Annotated in this window: 14 protein-coding genes; 13 read left to right on the top strand and 1 reads right to left on the bottom strand. The window is 71.0% G+C overall.

Features of this window, described 5'->3' with window-relative positions; genetic code table 11:
- Positions 1–37: 37 nt before the first annotated feature.
- Genes argC through ABD264_RS09955 form a run of 6 tightly spaced genes read left to right on the top strand, consistent with a single transcriptional unit; the run spans position 38 to position 6,038 of the window.
- Positions 38–1,087, top strand: coding sequence for an N-acetyl-gamma-glutamyl-phosphate reductase (argC, locus tag ABD264_RS09980; protein ID WP_344205867.1), 1,050 nt, complete (start codon positions 38–40; stop codon positions 1,085–1,087).
- Positions 1,088–1,131: 44 nt separating this feature from the next.
- On the top strand, positions 1,132–2,337 hold the full coding sequence (gene argJ / locus ABD264_RS09975) for a bifunctional glutamate N-acetyltransferase/amino-acid acetyltransferase ArgJ (protein WP_344205865.1): 1,206 nt from the start codon (positions 1,132–1,134) through the stop codon (positions 2,335–2,337).
- Between the two features lie 11 nt (positions 2,338–2,348).
- The gene (argB, locus tag ABD264_RS09970) at positions 2,349–3,299 is read left to right on the top strand and encodes an acetylglutamate kinase (protein ID WP_055085645.1); all 951 of its coding nucleotides are present in this window, start codon (positions 2,349–2,351) and stop codon (positions 3,297–3,299) included.
- A complete protein-coding gene (locus ABD264_RS09965; RefSeq protein ID WP_344205862.1) occupies positions 3,296–4,531 on the top strand; it encodes an acetylornithine transaminase in 1,236 nt (411 codons plus the stop codon). Before argB ends, ABD264_RS09965 begins: the two co-directional genes overlap by 4 nt.
- Before the next feature lie 44 nt (positions 4,532–4,575).
- Positions 4,576–5,547, top strand: a complete 972-nt coding sequence (gene argF, locus ABD264_RS09960; protein WP_144942228.1) for an ornithine carbamoyltransferase — start codon at positions 4,576–4,578, stop codon at positions 5,545–5,547.
- Between the two features lie 2 nt (positions 5,548–5,549).
- Positions 5,550–6,038 (top strand): arginine repressor, encoded by a 489-nt coding sequence (locus ABD264_RS09955; RefSeq protein ID WP_186366699.1) that lies wholly within the window; start codon positions 5,550–5,552, stop codon positions 6,036–6,038.
- Positions 6,039–6,117: 79 nt separating this feature from the next.
- Here the strand turns inward: ABD264_RS09955 and ABD264_RS09950 are convergent, their stop codons facing one another.
- A complete protein-coding gene (locus ABD264_RS09950) occupies positions 6,118–6,549 on the bottom strand; it encodes an ankyrin repeat domain-containing protein (RefSeq protein ID WP_144942226.1) in 432 nt (143 codons plus the stop codon).
- Between the two features lie 182 nt (positions 6,550–6,731).
- Between ABD264_RS09950 and ABD264_RS09945 the strand changes: the two genes are divergently transcribed.
- From ABD264_RS09945 to tyrS, 7 genes are all read left to right on the top strand, one after another.
- The gene (locus ABD264_RS09945; protein ID WP_344205858.1) at positions 6,732–8,246 is read left to right on the top strand and encodes a long-chain-fatty-acid--CoA ligase; all 1,515 of its coding nucleotides are present in this window, start codon (positions 6,732–6,734) and stop codon (positions 8,244–8,246) included.
- Between the two features lie 88 nt (positions 8,247–8,334).
- Positions 8,335–9,540, top strand: coding sequence for an argininosuccinate synthase (locus ABD264_RS09940; protein ID WP_290498985.1), 1,206 nt, complete (start codon positions 8,335–8,337; stop codon positions 9,538–9,540).
- Between the two features lie 244 nt (positions 9,541–9,784).
- Entirely contained in the window at positions 9,785–11,230 is a 1,446-nt protein-coding gene (argH, locus tag ABD264_RS09935) for an argininosuccinate lyase (RefSeq protein ID WP_303106108.1), read from the top strand.
- Positions 11,227–11,937, top strand: a complete 711-nt coding sequence (locus ABD264_RS09930; protein ID WP_344205854.1) for a DNA-3-methyladenine glycosylase — start codon at positions 11,227–11,229, stop codon at positions 11,935–11,937. Before argH ends, ABD264_RS09930 begins: the two co-directional genes overlap by 4 nt.
- 47 nt (positions 11,938–11,984) lie before the next feature.
- Positions 11,985–12,512 carry an adenine phosphoribosyltransferase gene (locus ABD264_RS09925; RefSeq protein ID WP_144942221.1) on the top strand — a complete coding sequence of 176 codons (528 nt, stop codon included), beginning with the start codon at positions 11,985–11,987 and terminating at the stop codon, positions 12,510–12,512.
- Positions 12,513–12,600: 88 nt separating this feature from the next.
- Positions 12,601–14,967, top strand: coding sequence for a HelD family protein (locus ABD264_RS09920; protein WP_344205851.1), 2,367 nt, complete (start codon positions 12,601–12,603; stop codon positions 14,965–14,967).
- A 13-nt stretch (positions 14,968–14,980) separates the two neighbouring features.
- The gene (gene tyrS / locus ABD264_RS09915) at positions 14,981–16,288 is read left to right on the top strand and encodes a tyrosine--tRNA ligase (protein WP_144942219.1); all 1,308 of its coding nucleotides are present in this window, start codon (positions 14,981–14,983) and stop codon (positions 16,286–16,288) included.
- The last annotated feature ends 496 nt before the right edge of the window (positions 16,289–16,784 follow it).

The following is a 16,784-nucleotide window of genomic DNA, read 5'->3' as shown; positions in this document are numbered from 1 at the left end:
TGAGTGGAGTGCATAGGAATACGGTATGGTGGAGCCCATGACCTACACCGTTGCAGTCTCAGGCGCCACCGGCTACGCGGGGGGAGAGGTGCTCCGTCTGCTGTGCGGGCACCCGGACATTGAGATCGCCACCGTGGCGGCCCACTCCTCCGCGGGGCAGAAGCTCGGGGCGCTCCAGCCGCACCTGCACGCGCTCGCGGACAGGGACGTCGTCGAGACCACCGCGCACAACCTCACGGGCCACGACGCCGTGTTCCTGGCTCTGCCCCACGGCCAGTCCGCGGCGCTGGCCGAGCAGCTGCCCGCAGGCACGGTCGTGATCGACGCCGGGGCGGACCACCGGCTCGAGTCCGCCGAGGCGTGGGGAACGTTCTACGGCTCGGAGCACGCCGGCACGTGGCCCTACGGGCTGCCCGAGTTGCTCGTGGACCCCAACGGCCGCAAGCAGCGAGAGAACCTGCCCGGCGCCACCCGGATCGCCGTCCCTGGCTGCTACCCCACGGGATCGCTGCTCGCGCTGGCACCCGCGCTGGCGGCGGGACTGGTGTCTCCCCAGGACATCGTGATCGTGTCCGCGTCCGGGACCTCGGGCGCGGGCAAGGCCCTGAAACCTCACCTGCTCGGTGCCGAGACGATGGGGGGGATGTCCCCGTACGGCGTCGGCGGCGGGCACCGGCACACCCCGGAGATCGAACAGGGGCTGGGATGGGCTGCCGGCGAGGGCGTGCGGATCTCGTTCACCCCCACCCTGGCCCCCATGCCCCGCGGCATCCTCACCACGGCCACCGCCGCGCTGCGCCCGGGCACGACCGAGGAAGCTGTGCGCGAGGCCTACCGCGCCGCGTACGACGGCGAGCCGTTCGTCCACCTGTTGCCCGAGGGGCAGTGGCCCACCACCAAGTCGGTGCAGGCCTCGAACCACGTGGCGCTGCAGCTGGCCGTGGACCCGCACGCCGGGCGGCTCGTGGTGAGCGCGGCCATCGACAACCTGACCAAGGGGACGGCGGGAGCCGCCGTGCAGTCCCTGAACCTGGCCCTCGGCCTCCCCGAGACCTCGGGCCTCGCCGCGCAGGGCGTGGCACCGTGAGTCCCGGGTCCGCGCCCGACCGCCCGTCCGAACCAGGAGCTGCCATGTCCTCGCACAACCCCGTTCCCGACGTCCCCGTGAGCACCGACTCCGGCGTGTGCGCCGCGGCCGGTTTCAGCGCCGCTGGCGTGGTGGCCGGCTTCAAGAAGTCGGGTGGCCGTGACCTCGCCCTGGTGTTCAACACCGGGCCCGACGACGCCGCGGCCGCCCAATTCACCAGCAATCGCGTGGCCGCCGCCCCCGTCCACTGGTCCCGCGAGGTGATCCGGCAGGGCCGTGCGCGCGCGGTGGTGCTCAACTCGGGCGGGGCGAACGCGTGCACCGGCCCGCAGGGCTTCCAGAACACGCACGAGACCGCCGAGCTGGTGGGTGAGCAGCTGGGCATCGGCGCAGGGGACGTTGTGGTGTGCTCCACCGGGCTGATCGGGGAGCAGCTGCCGATGGACGTCGTGCGCGGCGGGGTCCCGGCCGTGGCGGCCGCGCTCGCACCCGGGCAGCGTGCCGCGGCGGAGGCCGCGGAGGCCATCATGACCACGGACACCGTCCCCAAGCAGGCCTGCGTGAGCGGCGCAGGGTGGAGCTTGGGCGGCATGGCGAAGGGCGCGGGGATGCTCGCCCCGGGGCTGGCCACCATGCTCGTGGTGCTCACCACGGACGCCGTCCTGGGCGCGGAGGAGCTCTCGCTCGCCCTGAAGGAGGCGTGCCGTGTCACGTTCAACCGCACGGACTCTGACGGCTGCATGTCCACCAACGACACCGTGGTCCTGATGTCCTCCGGCGCGTCGGCGCAGCGCCCGGACCAGGTGGAGTTCACCCGCGCGCTCACGGCCGTGTGCCACAGCCTCGCGCAGCAGCTGATCACGGACGCGGAGGGCGCCTCCCATGACATCGCGGTGACTACCGTGGGTGCCGCCACCGAGACCGAGGCGGAGGATGTCTCCCGCACGGTGTGCCGCTCGAACCTGCTCAAGACCGCGGTCTTCGGCAACGACCCCAACTGGGGGCGCGTGCTCTCCGCCGTGGGCACCACGCAGGCCCAGTTCGACCCGGACCGCATCGACGTCTCCATCAACGGCGTGACCGTGTGCCGCAACGGCGGCATCGGCGAGCCGCGCGAGGGTGTGGACCTCGCGGCCGCGCGCGCCGTGGATATCGTGGTCGACCTCAAGAGCGGGGACCAGCAGGCCACGGTGTGGACCAACGACCTCACCCACGACTACGTCGAGGAGAACAGCGCCTACTCGAGCTAGTGCGCCCCACCATGTCACGTCTCAGCGATAACACCAGGTATGAAACGGCCCGCTCCAAGGCGGAGACCCTCATGGAGGCTCTGCCGTGGATCCAGCGCTACGCGGGCTCCACCATGGTCTTCAAGTACGGCGGCAACGCCATGGTCAACGATGAACTGCGCCGCGCGTTCGCGGAGGACATCGTCTTCCTGCGCCACGTGGGGATCCGCCCGGTCGTGGTCCACGGCGGCGGCCCCCAGATCAGCGCGATGCTCGACTCGTTGAACATCGCCTCGGAGTTCCGGGACGGGCTGCGCGTCACCTCCGAGGAGGCCATGAACGTGATCCGCATGGTCCTCACGGGCCAGGTGGGCCGGGAGCTCGTGGGCCTCGTCAACGCCCACGGTCCCTACGCGGTGGGGATGTCCGGGGAGGACGCCGGGCTGCTGCAGGCCCGCAGGGTGCGCACCGGCTCGGACGGCGCACCGCTGGACCTGGGTCTGGTGGGCACGGTCACGCGCGTGAACACCGCCGCCGTGGAGCAGCTGCTGGACATCGGCAAGATCCCGGTGATCGCCTCGATCGCCCCGGAGCTCGCGGACTCCGACGACGACGCCGCGGGCCTCGGCTCCCTGACGGGCCAGGTCCTCAACGTGAACGCGGACACGGCTGCCGCGGAGGTCGCGGTGGCGCTGGGCGCGGAGAAGTTCGTGGCCCTCACGGACGTGGAGGGGCTGTACGCGGACTGGCCGGACAGGTCCTCGCTGATCTCCTCGCTCACGGCCTCGGAGCTGCGGGAGATGCTGCCCACGCTGGAGTCGGGGATGATCCCGAAGATGCGTGCGGCGCTGCGCGCCGTGGAGGGCGGGGTGCCGCGGGCGAGCATCGTGGACGGGCGCTCGGAGCACTCGTCGCTGCTGGAGATCTTCACGGACACGGGCATCGGCACCGAGGTCACACCGGACGGGACGGAGAACGCATGAGCGCGCGGCAGGACGAGCTGCTGGAGCAGTACAGGGACAACCTCCTGGGGGTGTTCGGGGATCCCTCCCTCGTGCTCGTCTCGGGCGAGGGGGTTCACGTCACGGACGCGAACGGCAAGCGCTACATGGACCTGCTGGCCGGGATCGCCGTGAACGCGCTGGGACACGCGCACCCGGCGTGGGTGCGGGCCGTCAGCGAGCAGGCGGGCACGCTCGCCCACATCTCCAACCTCTTCACCTCCCCGGGCAGCATTGCGCTGGCGCACAAGCTGCTGGAGGTCACCGGGGCGCCGGAGGGCTCGCACGTGTTCTTCGCCAACTCCGGCTCCGAGGCGAACGAGGCGGCGTTCAAGCTGGCCCGCCGCCACGGCGCGGTCCACCCCGATGCGCAGGGGCGGCCCCGGCAGCGGGTGATCGCCCTGGAGCACTCGTTCCACGGCCGCACCATGGGCGCGCTCGCACTGACCGCCAAGGAGGCCTACCGCGCTCCCTTCGAGCCGCTGCCCGCCGGGGTGGAGCACGTTCCGGCCACGGTCGAGGCGCTCGAGTCCGCGCTGGACGACACCGTGTCCGCCGTGATCGTGGAGCCCGTGCAGGGCGAGGCCGGGGTGCTCGGCCTGCCCGAGGGCTTCCTGGCGCGAGCCCGGGAGCTGACCCGCGAGCACGGTGCGCTGCTCGTGGTGGACGAGGTGCAGTCCGGGATCGGTCGCACCGGTGCGTGGCTCGCCTCCAGCGCGCAGCTGCCCGCGGGAGAGTTCCCGGACGCCGTGACGTTCGCCAAGGGTCTCGGCGGGGGCTTCCCCGTGGGGGCGCTACTCACCGCGGGCCCGGAGGTCTCCGGGCTGCTGGGCGCCGGGCAGCACGGCACCACGTTCGGCGGCAACCCGCTGGCCATGGCCGCGGGTCTCGCGACCCTCACCGTGATCGAGGACGAGGACCTGCTCGCCAACGCCCGCCGGGTGGGGGAGCACCTCGCCCGGGGCCTGCGCGCCGTCGACGGCGTGGTGGGCGTCCGCCAGTACGGTCTCCTGCTCGGCGTGGACCTCGTGCAGGAGGGCCCCGAGGACCCGGTGGCGCAGCGCGTCGTCGCCGCGGCCCGGGACGCCGGGTTCATCCTCAACGCCACGGGCCCGGCCACCCTGCGCCTGGCCCCGCCCCTGATCATCACCGAGCGGGACGTGGACGAGTTCGTGGCCGCCCTGCCGCGGCTGCTCGCCGCCCGCGAGCACTGAACCGCCCCCCCCGCCCCTCACCCGCTCCCCAAGGAGGATGCCCCGTGCTCCGTCACTTCCTGATCGACACCGACCTCACGCCCGAGGAGCAGACCCGGGTCCTGGACCTCGCGCTCGCGCTGAAGGCGGACCGCTTCTCGCGCCGCCCGCTTGCGGGCCCGCAGACCGTGGGGGTGGTCTTCGACAAGACCTCCACCCGCACGCGGGTCTCCTTCGCCACGGGCGTCAGCGACCTCGGCGGCAGCCCCCTGATCATCAACCCCGGGGAGTCGCAGCTGGGGCACAAGGAGAGCGTGGCGGACAGCGCGCGCGTGTTCTCGCGGATGCTCGCCGCGGTCGTCTGGCGGACCTACGCGCAGTCCGGGCTCGAGGAGATGGCCGAGCACAGCACCGTCCCGGTGGTCAACGCCCTGTCCGACGACTACCACCCGTGCCAGATCCTCGCGGACCTGCTGACCCTGCGTGAGCACCTCGGGGACCTGCCGGGCCGCACCCTGGCCTACGTGGGGGATGCCGCGAACAACATGGCCAACTCGTACCTGCTCGGCTGCGCCACCGCCGGGATGCACGTGCGGGTGGCCGGACCCCAGCAGCACCTGCCGCGCCAGGTCGTCGTCGACGCCGCACGGGAGCGGGCCGAGCAGACCGGTGGCTCCGTGCTCGTGACCACGGACCCGGCCGAGGCGCTGCGGGGCGCGGACGCCGTCGTCACCGACACCTGGGTCTCCATGGGCCAGGAGGACGAGAAGGCGGAGCGCACGCGGATCTTCCAGCCGTACGCCGTGACGCGCGAGGCCATGGCGCTCGCCGGCGAGGAGGCCGTCTTCCTGCACTGCCTGCCCGCGTACCGCGGCTTCGAGGTCGAGGCGGAGGTCATCGACGGGCCCGCGTCGCTCGTGTGGGACGAGGCGGAGAACCGGCTCCACGCGCAGAAGGCGCTGCTGACCTTCCTGCTCGACTCCTCGGGACTCTCGGCGGACCTGCCGGCAGCCCTGCGACGGGAGGAGATCCGGTGAGCATGCCCACCACCAAGACGGCGCGACAGGCCCGGATCCTGGAGCTCGTCACCGGAGGGGAGATCCACTCCCAGGCGGAGCTCGCGGAGCTGCTCGCCGCGGACGGCATCCAGGTCACGCAGGCCACCCTGTCCCGCGACCTCGTGGAGCTCGAGGCGGTGCGGGTGCGTTCCGCCAACGGGGGCATGGTCTACGCGATGCCCCGCGCGGGCGCGGACCGCTCCCCGGCCACCGGGATCACCCGTGAGAGTGCCGAGGCGAAGCTTGCCTCGCTGTGCCGGGAGCTGCTCGTCACCGCGGAGGGCAGCGCGAACCTCGCGATGCTGCGCACCCCGCCCGGAGCCGCCCAGTACTTCGCCTCGGCCATCGACCACTCGGTGATGCCCGAAATCCTGGGGACCATCGCCGGGGACGACACCATCATGGTCGTGGCGCGGGACCCCGCGGGCGGCGCGGACCTCGCACGCACCTTCCTCGACCTCGCCCGCTGAGCGACGACGCCGCGGTGCCGCCCTCCTGCGCCCGGCAACCACGGCGCTCGTGGCACCAGGGACGCGGAGTCCACGGCGCTCAGGCCTCGGGGGTCTCGTACTGCGTGAGCAGCGGCAGCAGCTGCTCCTGGCCGAAGACCCTGGCGACGTCCTGCGCGTGCTGGTGCCCGGTGGCCTGCCCGGCTCCGGCTTCCAGGAGCATGCGGGTGATGGCTTCGTTCCCGCGGAACACGGCGCACACCAGCGCGGTGAAGCCCATGTCGCTCACGCGCTCGGTGTCCGCGCCCTTCTCCAGGAGCATGGCCACGGTGTCCTCGCGCTCGAGGTAGGCGGCGAGGTTCAGCAGGGTGTCACCCTTGCCGTTGGTGAGGTTGACCGGCACGCCCGCGTCCAGGGCGGCATGCAGGGTGTCCGTGTCGCCGTTGCGGGCGGCGTCGAAGAGCGAGGTGGCGTACGCCAGCTCGGCCTCGGTGAGCTGCGGGGGCTGGGGTGCGGATTCCGGCTGGGTCACGGGAGGTCCTCCTGCGGACGGGTGCTCCGACTCGGCGGGGCACGGGTGGGGATCGCGGGGGCGATCCGGGCTTGCTCCCAGTCTCGCACGCGCTCCCGGACCCGTGGCGTGGGCGTTTGACTCAGGTACCCGATACTGGCAGTCTCACGTGTTAGATCTCACACACGTTCCCTGGAGGACCCATGACCAACCTGGCCACGCTGCTCACCACCTCGGCCGCGAAGTACACGTCCGATCCCGCCGTGATCCTGGATGACCTGCACCTGAGCTACGGGCAGCTGGACGACCTCTCCGCCCGCGGCGCCGCCCTGCTCACCGCCAACGGCATCCGCCCCGGGGACCGCGTGGCGCTCGTGCTGCCCAACGTGCCCCACATGGCGGTGCTGTACTACGCGATCCTGCGCGCCGGCGGCATCGTGGTCCCGCTGAACCCGCTGCTCACCCCTCGCGAGCTGACCTACCACTTCCAGGACGCGGGCGTGAGCTTCGTGCTCGCGTGGGAGGACATGGCCCAGGCCAGCCAGAAGGCGGTCGAGGAGCTCGACGGCGTGGCCGTGCTGCCGATCAGCGCCCAGGGCACCGTGGGGCACCTGATGTCGGTTGAGCCGGCGGCCGAGGTCGTCGAGCGCGAGGACGAGGACACGGCGGTGCTGCTGTACACGTCCGGCACCACCGGGCGCCCCAAGGGTGCGGAGCTGACCCACCACAACCTGCACTCGAACGCCGAGATTGCCGGGGAGCTGTTCGACCTGCGCAACGGGGACGTGATGTTCGGAGGGCTGCCCTTCTTCCACGTCTTCGGCCAGACGGTTGCCCTCAACGGGGTGGTGGCCCGCGGCGCCGCGGTCTCCCTGCTGCCGCGCTTCCACCCGGTCAAGGCCCTGGAGATCCTGCGCCGGGACCACGTCAACATCTTCGTGGGCGTGCCCACCATGTACGTGGCGCTGCTGCACGAGCTGGGCAAGGGCGAGCTCACCACGGAGGGGATCGACCTGCGCGCCGGCGTCTCCGGCGGCTCCGCCATGCCCGTGGAGGTCATGGCCAAGTTCGAGAAGGTCTTCGACACCAGCGTGTACGAGGGCTACGGCCTCTCGGAGACCTCCCCGATCGTGTGCTTCAACCAGCCGGGCAACGTCCGCAAGCCCGGGTCCATCGGCACGGTCGTGCGCGGGGCGGAGATCCGGATCGTGGACGGGGACGACAACGAGGTCCCCACCAACGAGGTCGGGGAGATCGCGGTGCGCGGGCAGTACGTGATGAAGCGCTACTGGAACAAGCCCGAGGCCACCGAGGAGGCCATGCGCAACGGCTGGTTCCACACCGGGGACATGGGCCGCAAGGACGAGGACGGCGCCATCTTCATCGTGGACCGCAAGAAGGACATGATCCTGCGCGGCGGCTACAACGTGTACCCCCGCGAGATCGAAGAGGTCGTCTACCAGTTCCCGGGTGTCGTGGAGGCCGCGGTCGTGGGCGTGCCCAGCGAGAAGCACGGCGAGGAGGTCGGCGCCGTCGTCGTCTTCGAGTCCGGTGTGCTCGAGTCCAAGGGCCGGGAGGCGCTGAGCCAGGAGCTGGACGCGTTCGTGCAGGAGCGGGTGGCCAAGTACAAGTACCCCCGCATGTACCGCATCACGGACGAGCTGCCCAAGGGCCCCACGGGTAAGATCCTCAAGCGCGAGCTCTCGCTCGATGCATAAATAACGACAGTTGTGTATAGTCATGCACGGAGCGCGGGTCGTCCCGCGCAGTCAGTGTCGTCGTTGAGCAGTGTGTGAGGAGAACGCCGTGAGTGATCGCGTGGTATTGGCCTACTCGGGTGGACTGGACACGTCCGTGGCCATCGGGTGGATCGGTGAGGCGACCGGTGCCGAGGTGATCGCCGTGGCCGTGGACGTCGGACAGGGCGGCGAGGACCTCGAGACCATCCGGCAGCGCGCCCTGGACTGCGGTGCCGTGGAGGCCTACGTCGCGGACGCCCGGGACGAGTTCGCGAGCGAGTACTGCATGCCGGCGCTGAAGGCCAACGGCCTCTACATGGACTCCTACCCGCTGGTCTCGGCGGTCTCCCGCCCGGTGATCGTCAAGCACCTGGTGGCCGCGGCCAAGCAGTTCGGGGCCACCACCGTGGCCCACGGCTGCACGGGCAAGGGCAACGACCAGGTCCGCTTCGAGGTGGGCATCCAGACGCTCGGCCCCGAGCTCAAGTGCATCGCCCCGGTGCGGGACCTCGCGCTGACCCGTGAGAAGGCCATCGCCTACGCGGAGAAGAACGAGCTCCCCATCGTGACCACCAAGAAGAACCCGTTCTCCATCGACCAGAACGTGTGGGGTCGAGCCGTGGAGACGGGCTTCCTGGAGAACATCTGGAACGGTCCCACCAAGGACGTCTACGAGTACACCGACGATCCCACGTTCCCGCCCGCTGCTGACGAGGTCGTGATCTCGTTCGAGCGCGGTGTGCCGGTCGCCCTGGACGGCAAGCCCGTGACCCCGCTGCAGGCCATCCAGGAGATGAACCGTCGGGCGGGCGCACAGGGCGTGGGCCGGATCGACATCGTCGAGGACCGCCTGGTGGGCATCAAGTCCCGCGAGATCTACGAGGCCCCGGGTGCCATGGCGCTGATCACCGCGCACAAGGAGCTCGAGAACGTCACGGTCGAGCGCGAGCAGGCCCGCTTCAAGAAGACCGTGGGCCAGCGCTGGACCGAGCTGGTCTACGACGGCCAGTGGTTCTCCCCGCTGAAGAAGTCCCTGGACGTGTTCATCGACGACACGCAGAAGTACGTCAACGGCGACATCCGCATGGAGCTGCACGCTGGCCGGGCCACCGTGACCGGGCGGCGCTCGGACACGGGTCTCTACGACTTCAACCTCGCCACCTACGACGAGGGCGACTCATTCGACCAGTCCAACGCCCGCGGCTTCATCGAGCTGTTCGGGATGTCCTCCAAGGTCGCGTCCCGGCGCGAGCAGAACCTGGACGAGGACTGACCCCACCCGCCGCGCGCACGGCGTGCCCGCGGCGGACCCCGCTGACGCGGTGCCGGACGGCCGGGCTCCTAGACTGGAGCCCGGCCGTTCGACGCGCCCGGGACTCCGCCGCGCGTCGTCGCGTCCGCACCGCCGTCCCCACCGCGTCACGTCGTCACGGCAGAATGCCCCGTCGTGCCGCCCCCGCGCCACTGGCGCACACCGCCGGGGGCGCACCGATCCACCACCGTCCACGAGGAGCACCATGGCCCAGCACGAGCAGCACGGAACCAACGAGGGCGCCCTGTGGGGCGGCCGTTTCGCCGGGGGACCGGCGGACGCGCTGGCCGCGCTGAGCAAGTCCACCCAGTTCGACTGGCGTCTCGCGCCCTACGACATCGCGGGTTCGCGCGCCCACGCCCGGGTGCTGCACACCGCGGGTCTGCTCAGCGCCGAGGAGCTGACCGGGATGATCGACGCGCTGGACCGACTCGAGGCGGACGTGCGCAGCGGCGCGTACGTCCCGGCGGAGTCGGACGAGGACGTCCACGGCTGCCTGGAGCGCGGACTGATCGAGCGCGCCGGCCCCGCGCTGGGCGGCAAGCTGCGGGCGGGGCGCTCGCGCAACGACCAGATCGCCACGCTGGGACGCATGTACCTGCGGGACCACGCCTCGATCATCGCGGGCAACCTGCTGGACGTGGTGCGCGCCCTCGTGGAGCAGGCGCGGCGTCACCCCTACGCGCCCATGCCCGGACGCACCCACCTGCAGCACGCCCAGCCGGTGCTGCTCTCGCACCACCTGCTGGCCCACGCGTGGGCGGTGCTGCGCGACGTCGAGCGGCTGGTGGACTGGGACGCCCGCGCGGCGGTCTCCCCGTACGGCTCCGGTGCGCTCGCGGGCTCCTCGCTGGGCCTGGACCCCAACGCCGTCGCCGCGGAGCTCGGCTTCGACTCCGCTGTCTTCAACTCGATCGACGGCACCGCGTCCCGGGACGTCTACGCCGAGTTCGCGTGGGTCTGCGCCATGGCCGCGGTGGACGTCTCCCGCATGAGCGAGGAGGTGACCACCTGGGCCACCAAGGAGTTCTCGTTCGTCACGCTGGACGACGCCTACTCCACCGGCTCCTCGATCATGCCGCAGAAGAAGAACCCGGACGTCGCGGAGCTCGCGCGCGGCAAGGCCGGGCGGCTGATCGGTGACCTCGCCGGGCTGCTCGCCACGCTGAAGGGCCTGCCGCTCGCCTACAACCGTGACCTGCAGGAGGACAAGGAGCCGGTCTTCGACGCGATCGACCAGCTCGAGGTGCTGCTGCCCGCCGTGGCGGGGATGATGGGCACCCTCTCGTTCCACACCGAGCGCCTGGCCGAGCTCGCGCCGCAGGGCTTCGCACTCGCCACGGACGTGGCAGAGTGGCTCGTGCGCCAGGGGGTCCCCTTCCGCGAGGCGCACGAGATCTCCGGCGACGCCGTACGCGTGTGCGAGGAGCACGGCATCGAGCTGTGGGACCTCACCGACGAGCAGTTCGCTCAGATCTCCGAGCACCTCACCCCGGGCGTGCGCGAGGTGCTCACGGTCGAGGGCTCGCTCGCCTCCCGCAGCTCCCAGGGCGGCACCGCCCCGGACGCGGTGGCGCAGCAGCTCGCCGAGCTCGAATGGCGGATGGCCGCGCTCGCGGACTTCGAGGCGCGCGAGCCCGTGGTCTCGTGACGCAGGGACTGCACGAGCTGCTGCTGGGCCGCGCGCCCGACGTCGCCCCGAGACTTCTCGGCTCGGTCTTCGTCTGCGCGCTGCCCGGCGGCACGGTGGCGCTCCGGCTGACCGAGCTCGAGGCCTACGGCGGACCCCACGACTCGGACCTGCCGGACCCGGGTGCGCACACCTACCGCGGGCGCACCGCGCGCAACGCCTCCATGTTCGAGGCGCCGGGGCGGATCTACGTGTACTTCACGTACGGGCTGCACCACGCCGTGAACTTCGTGTGCCGGGACGAGGGCACCGGCGGCGGGATCCTCGTGCGCTCCGGGGAGGTGGTGCTGGGTCAGGACGTCGCCGCGCGTCGCCGGCTCGCCAACCGCAGCTCCGAGCCGCCGTTCGTGGCACTCGCGCGCGGTCCGGGCAACGTGGCGCAGGCACTCAGCCTCTCGCGGGAGGACGACGGCGCCGCGCTGGTGGATCTCGGCCGTTCCGACGACCCCGCGGCGCTCGCGGAGGAGGCCGTGCTCCGCACGCCCGAACCGTCGTGGACGGGACTCGCGCTGCGGCAGGAACCGGTGGGCGACGTCGTCGTGACACCCCGGACGGGGGTCTCCGGCGAGGGCGGCATGGACACCTACCCGTGGCGCTTCGCGATCGCGGGGGACCCGACCGTGTCCCCCTACCGCAAGGCCGCGGTCAAGCGTCGGCGCACCCGGTGAGCCGCGCGGCGGCGAGTGGGGGCGTGCCCGGCGGATACCATGGGCGGGTGACTGAATCCGTTGAACAGATGATCGACCGGCTGTGCGAGAAGATCCCGGACCACCCCGAACCGGGGGTGCTCTTCCGCGACCTCACGCCGCTGTTCGCGGACGGGGAGGGCTTCCACCGCACGGTGGACGCGCTCGTGGACGCCTTCCGGGGACAGTACGACTGCGTGGCGGGTGTCGAGGCGCGGGGGTTCATGATCGCCGCCGCCGTCGCCTACGCCTCCGGGGCCGGCATCATCCCAGTGCGCAAGGCGGGCAAGCTGCCCCGCGAGACCCTGTCCCAGTCCTACGACCTCGAGTACGGCACGGGAACGCTGGAGATCCACACCGACGACGCCCCACGGGGCTCGCGCGTGCTCGTGCTCGACGACGTCCTCGCGACCGGCGGCACTCTCGGCGCGGCGTCCGCGCTGCTGACCCGCGGCGGCTACAACGTGGCGGGCTTCGGCGTGATCATGGAGCTCACGGCACTGCGCGGACGCACCCAGCTGGGCGGGCACCGGGTCCGGGCGCTGCTGCGCGTCTGACCCGCGGAGGCGCACCCGGTGGGCGGTAGGATGGTCGATCGCCGGTTGAGCGACCGGTTCCGTCGGCAGGGTGCGTGAGGTGAAGTTCGTGGAGGATTCCGCAGCGGTGGATGTGTCCCGGCAGCTCGAGGACGAGCGCCGGTACGTGGCAGGGGCCTATGCCCGGCTGGACGAGCTGCGGGAGCTCAGCGACCGCGAGCTGCGCAGGGTCCGGACGACCCACTTCGGCGGTGGCCACCAGGCCCGCTCCGAGCGGGACGCCTTTGCCACCTACTACGAGGACCGTCTCGCTCAGCTGAACTCCGTGGACGAGCGCCTGGTCTTCGGGCGCCTCGACACCACGGGCGGCGAACGCCACTACGTGGGCCGCCTGGGGCTGGCGACGGAGGACCACCAGCGGCTCGTGCTGGACTGGCGCGCCCGGGAGGCCGGGGCGTTCTACCAGGCCACGGCCGCGAACCCCATGGACCTCGTGCGCCGTCGCCACCTCATCATGGACGGCCGGGAGGTCACCGCACTGGAGGACGACGTCTTCGATCCCGAGGCCGTCTCCGGAGACGACGTGGTCCACGGCGAGGGCGCGCTCATCGCCGCCCTCAATTCCGAGCGCACCGGGCGCATGACGGACATCGTCGCCACCATCCAGGCAGAGCAGGACCGCATCATCCGCGCACCGCTGTCCGGGGTGCGGGTGGTGCAGGGCGGGCCGGGCACCGGCAAGACGGCTGTGGCCCTGCACCGCGCGGCGTACCTGCTCTACGAGCACCGTGAGCGCCTCGCGAAGTCCGGCGTGCTGATCGTGGGGCCGTCCTCCTCCTTCCTCTGGTACATCGAGCGGGTGCTGCCGGCGCTGGGGGAGACGGGCGTGGTGATGTCCTCGCTGGCGGACCTCTACCCGGGGGTGCACGGCACGGTCGAGGAGGACCCCTGGGTGGCGCGCTGGAAGTCCGGGCTGCACATGGTGGACGTCGTCAGGCGCGCCGTCGCGGACCGGCAGAAGCTTCCCGAGAGGACGCAGTGGCTCTCGGTGGACGGCCACACCGTCAAGCTCGACCGCGCACTCGTGCGCCGTGCCCGGGAGCGGGCCCGCGCCACCGGCAAGCCGCACAACGAGGCTCGCGAGACCTTCGTGAAGGTGGTCGTCAAGGAGCTCGCAGACACGCTGGGGGCGGAGCTCAACGAGAAGTCCGGCTCCACGATGGACCGCTCCTACCTGCGGGAGGACCTGAGGCAGAGCCGGGAGGTGCGCATCGCGCTCAACCTCCTGTGGTTGCCCCTGACTCCCCAGCAGCTCGTCTCCCAGCTCTTCGGGAAGGAGCGCTACCTGCGCTCCGCGGCCCCCGAGCTGACCGACGAGCAGGTGGCTCGGCTGCTGCGTCCCGTGGACGCGCCCCTCACCGTGGCGGACGTCGCGCTGCTCGACGAGGCGGCGGAGCTGCTCGGGGACTTCGACACGGCCGGGATCAAGGTGCGCGGGGACCGCGCCGTCGAGGAGCGCAAGGCCCAAGAGTCCGCGCAGAAGGCGCTGGAGACCATGGCGGAGGGCTTCGAGGACATCGGGGCGCAGGGCGTGGTGACCGTGGAGCAGCTCACGGCGTTCAACGCGGAGGCGCCGCACCGCGTCACGGCGGCCGAGGCGGCGTCGTCGGACCGCACCTGGGCCTACGGCCACGTGGTCGTGGACGAGGCCCAGGAGCTCTCGCCCATGCAGTGGCGCGTGCTCATGCGGCGCTGCCCGCTGAAGTCGTTCACCGTGGTGGGGGACATCGCCCAGGCGGGCAACGCGGCCGCGGCGACCACCTGGCAGGGTGCACTGGAGCCGTTCGTGGGGGAGCGCTTCACGCTCGAGGAGCTCACGGTGAACTACCGCACGCCCCAGCCGATCGCAGACGCCGCGGTCCGGGTGGCCCGCGCCGCGGGGCTCACGGTGTCGCACCCCACGGCCGTGCGGGACGGGGACCCTCCCGTGCTGGTGCCCGCCGCCTCGGACGACGCCGTGACCGAGGAGGTCGTGGCGTCCGTGGGCCGGGAGCTGGAGCTGCTCTCCGGAGGGCTGGTGGGGGTGGTGTGTCCCGGTCGACGGATCGCGGCGGTCGGCTCTGCCCTCGAGCGTGCGTTCCCGGGACTCGTGGCCGCCGGGATGCGCAGTCTCGACCGGCGCATCATGGTCCTCACGCCCTGGGACGCCAAGGGTCTGGAGTTTGACTCCGTGGTGGTCGTGGAACCCGCCGAGATCGAGGCGGACCCGTCCGGCGGACCGGGCAACCTGTACGTGGCGATGACCCGGCCCACCCAGCGGCTCTACCTCGTGGCCGCCCACGGCATGCCCGACGGGGTGGCGCCGGTGGAGCCCGGCGCGGTGGCGGACGGAGGCGCGCGCGCCGCTTCCCGCGAAGCCACGGTGGGGGCCCAGGGCGCAGCACCGGGCGGGGACGACGGCGCTGCGAGGGCCTGATAACTTAGTCCCCGTGTCGACCACCGATCTCACCTCGCAGCACAACGACCCCTCCTTCACGTCCCTGTGGGACGAGCTGAACTGGCGCGGGCTCATCCAGGTCTCCACCGATCCGGAGGCGTTGCGCGAAGTGGTGGACGGCGCTCCGATCACGTACTACTGCGGCTTCGACCCCACCGCCTCGTCGCTGCACCTGGGCCACCTCGTCCAGCTGCTCCTGCTGCGCCGGCTGCAGCTCGCCGGCCACCACCCCCTGGGGCTGGTGGGAGGTTCCACCGGTCTGATCGGTGATCCGCGGCTGACCTCGGAGCGGATCCTCAACTCCCGTGAGACGGTGGCGGAGTGGGTGGACCTGCTGCGTGAGCAGGTGCAGCGCTTCCTCTCGTTCGAGGGGGAGAACCCGGCGAGGATGGTCAACAACCTGGACTGGACCGCGCCGCTGTCCGCCATCGACTTCCTGCGGGACATTGGCAAGTACTTCCGCGTGGGCACCATGATCAAGAAGGACATCGTGGCCAAGCGCCTGAACTCGGAGGAAGGGATCTCCTACACCGAGTTCAGCTACCAGATCCTGCAGGGCCTGGACTTCCTGAACCTCTACCGCCAGTACGACTGCGTGCTTCAGACCGGCGGTTCCGACCAGTGGGGCAACCTCACCTCCGGAACGGAGCTGGTGCGCAAGACGGAGGGCGCCACGGTCCACGCCATCGGCACGCCGCTGATCACCAACTCGGACGGCACCAAGTTCGGCAAGTCCGAGGGCAACGCGATCTGGCTCAACCCTGAGCTCACCTCTCCGTACGCCTTCTACCAGTTCTGGCTCAACACCGCTGACACGGACGTCGTGGACCGCCTCAAGGTCTTCACCTTCCGCACCAGGCAGGAAATTGAAGAGCTCGGCCGGTTGACCGGGGAGGAGCCGCACCGTCGGGAGGCGCAGCGCGTGCTCGCCGCGGACGTCAGCACACTCGTCCACGGGGAGGACGCCACGCGCAAGGCGATCGAGGCGTCCGCCGCCGTGTTCGGCCGTGGCTCCTTCGAGGACCTGGACAAGGAAACCCTCGCCTCGGTGGCCGCAGCACTTCCCCACGCGGAAGTCGGGGCAGGAGAGCACCTGGTCTCGGACCTGCTCGTTGCCACCGGCCTCTCGGACTCCAAATCGGCAGCGCGGCGGGTCCTGAAGGAGGGCGGCGCCTCGGTGAACAACCACAAGGTCACGGGGGAGGACGCCGTGATCGGAGAGTCGGACCTGCTGCACGGCCGATTCGCCCTGCTGCGGCGCGGGAAGAAAAACCTTGCGGCGGTGACGTTCAGCGCCTGAGCGGGGCGCTACCGACACCCCCACCGACCAGGACTTCTGCACGGGACCGGCGTTTTGCGCCGGTCCCGTGTCGTGTGTAATGTATTCCGAGTCGTCGCGACGAGGACCCGGAAGGGACCGAGCAGCGGCGGGTGGCCAGCAAAGATCAGCCCGAAAAATTCGGACCTTGTTCATGCTATGGTTACGGAGCTTCGGAACGAGCGGAGCGGATCGTCTTGAGCAGTCAAGTTGACACGCCGAGCAAGCCGAACTAAGCTGTACAAGCCGCTTCAAGGAGGGCCTTCCGGCCTGGCGAAGCGGAGAACAAATTTGATCGGCTGCGAGCCGGTCGTCAACCGAACGTTGTGAACCTGCAAAGAGCAGTCGATCTCGTTGTGGTGTGTTGTTTGTCAACTCAATAGTGTGTCTAGTTTGTTGATACCAAATTTTTTGTTTTTGGTTGATGGCCTGATGTCCTCTGGGTGTTTTCCCGTTTCCTGGGGGTGTTGGGTGTCAG

The organism is Kocuria salsicia (assembly GCF_039532055.1).
Taxonomy (GTDB): domain Bacteria; phylum Actinomycetota; class Actinomycetes; order Actinomycetales; family Micrococcaceae; genus Kocuria; species Kocuria salsicia.
The sequence above is the reverse complement of the archived record's forward strand: the minus strand, read 5'-3'. Positions and strand labels throughout refer to the sequence as shown.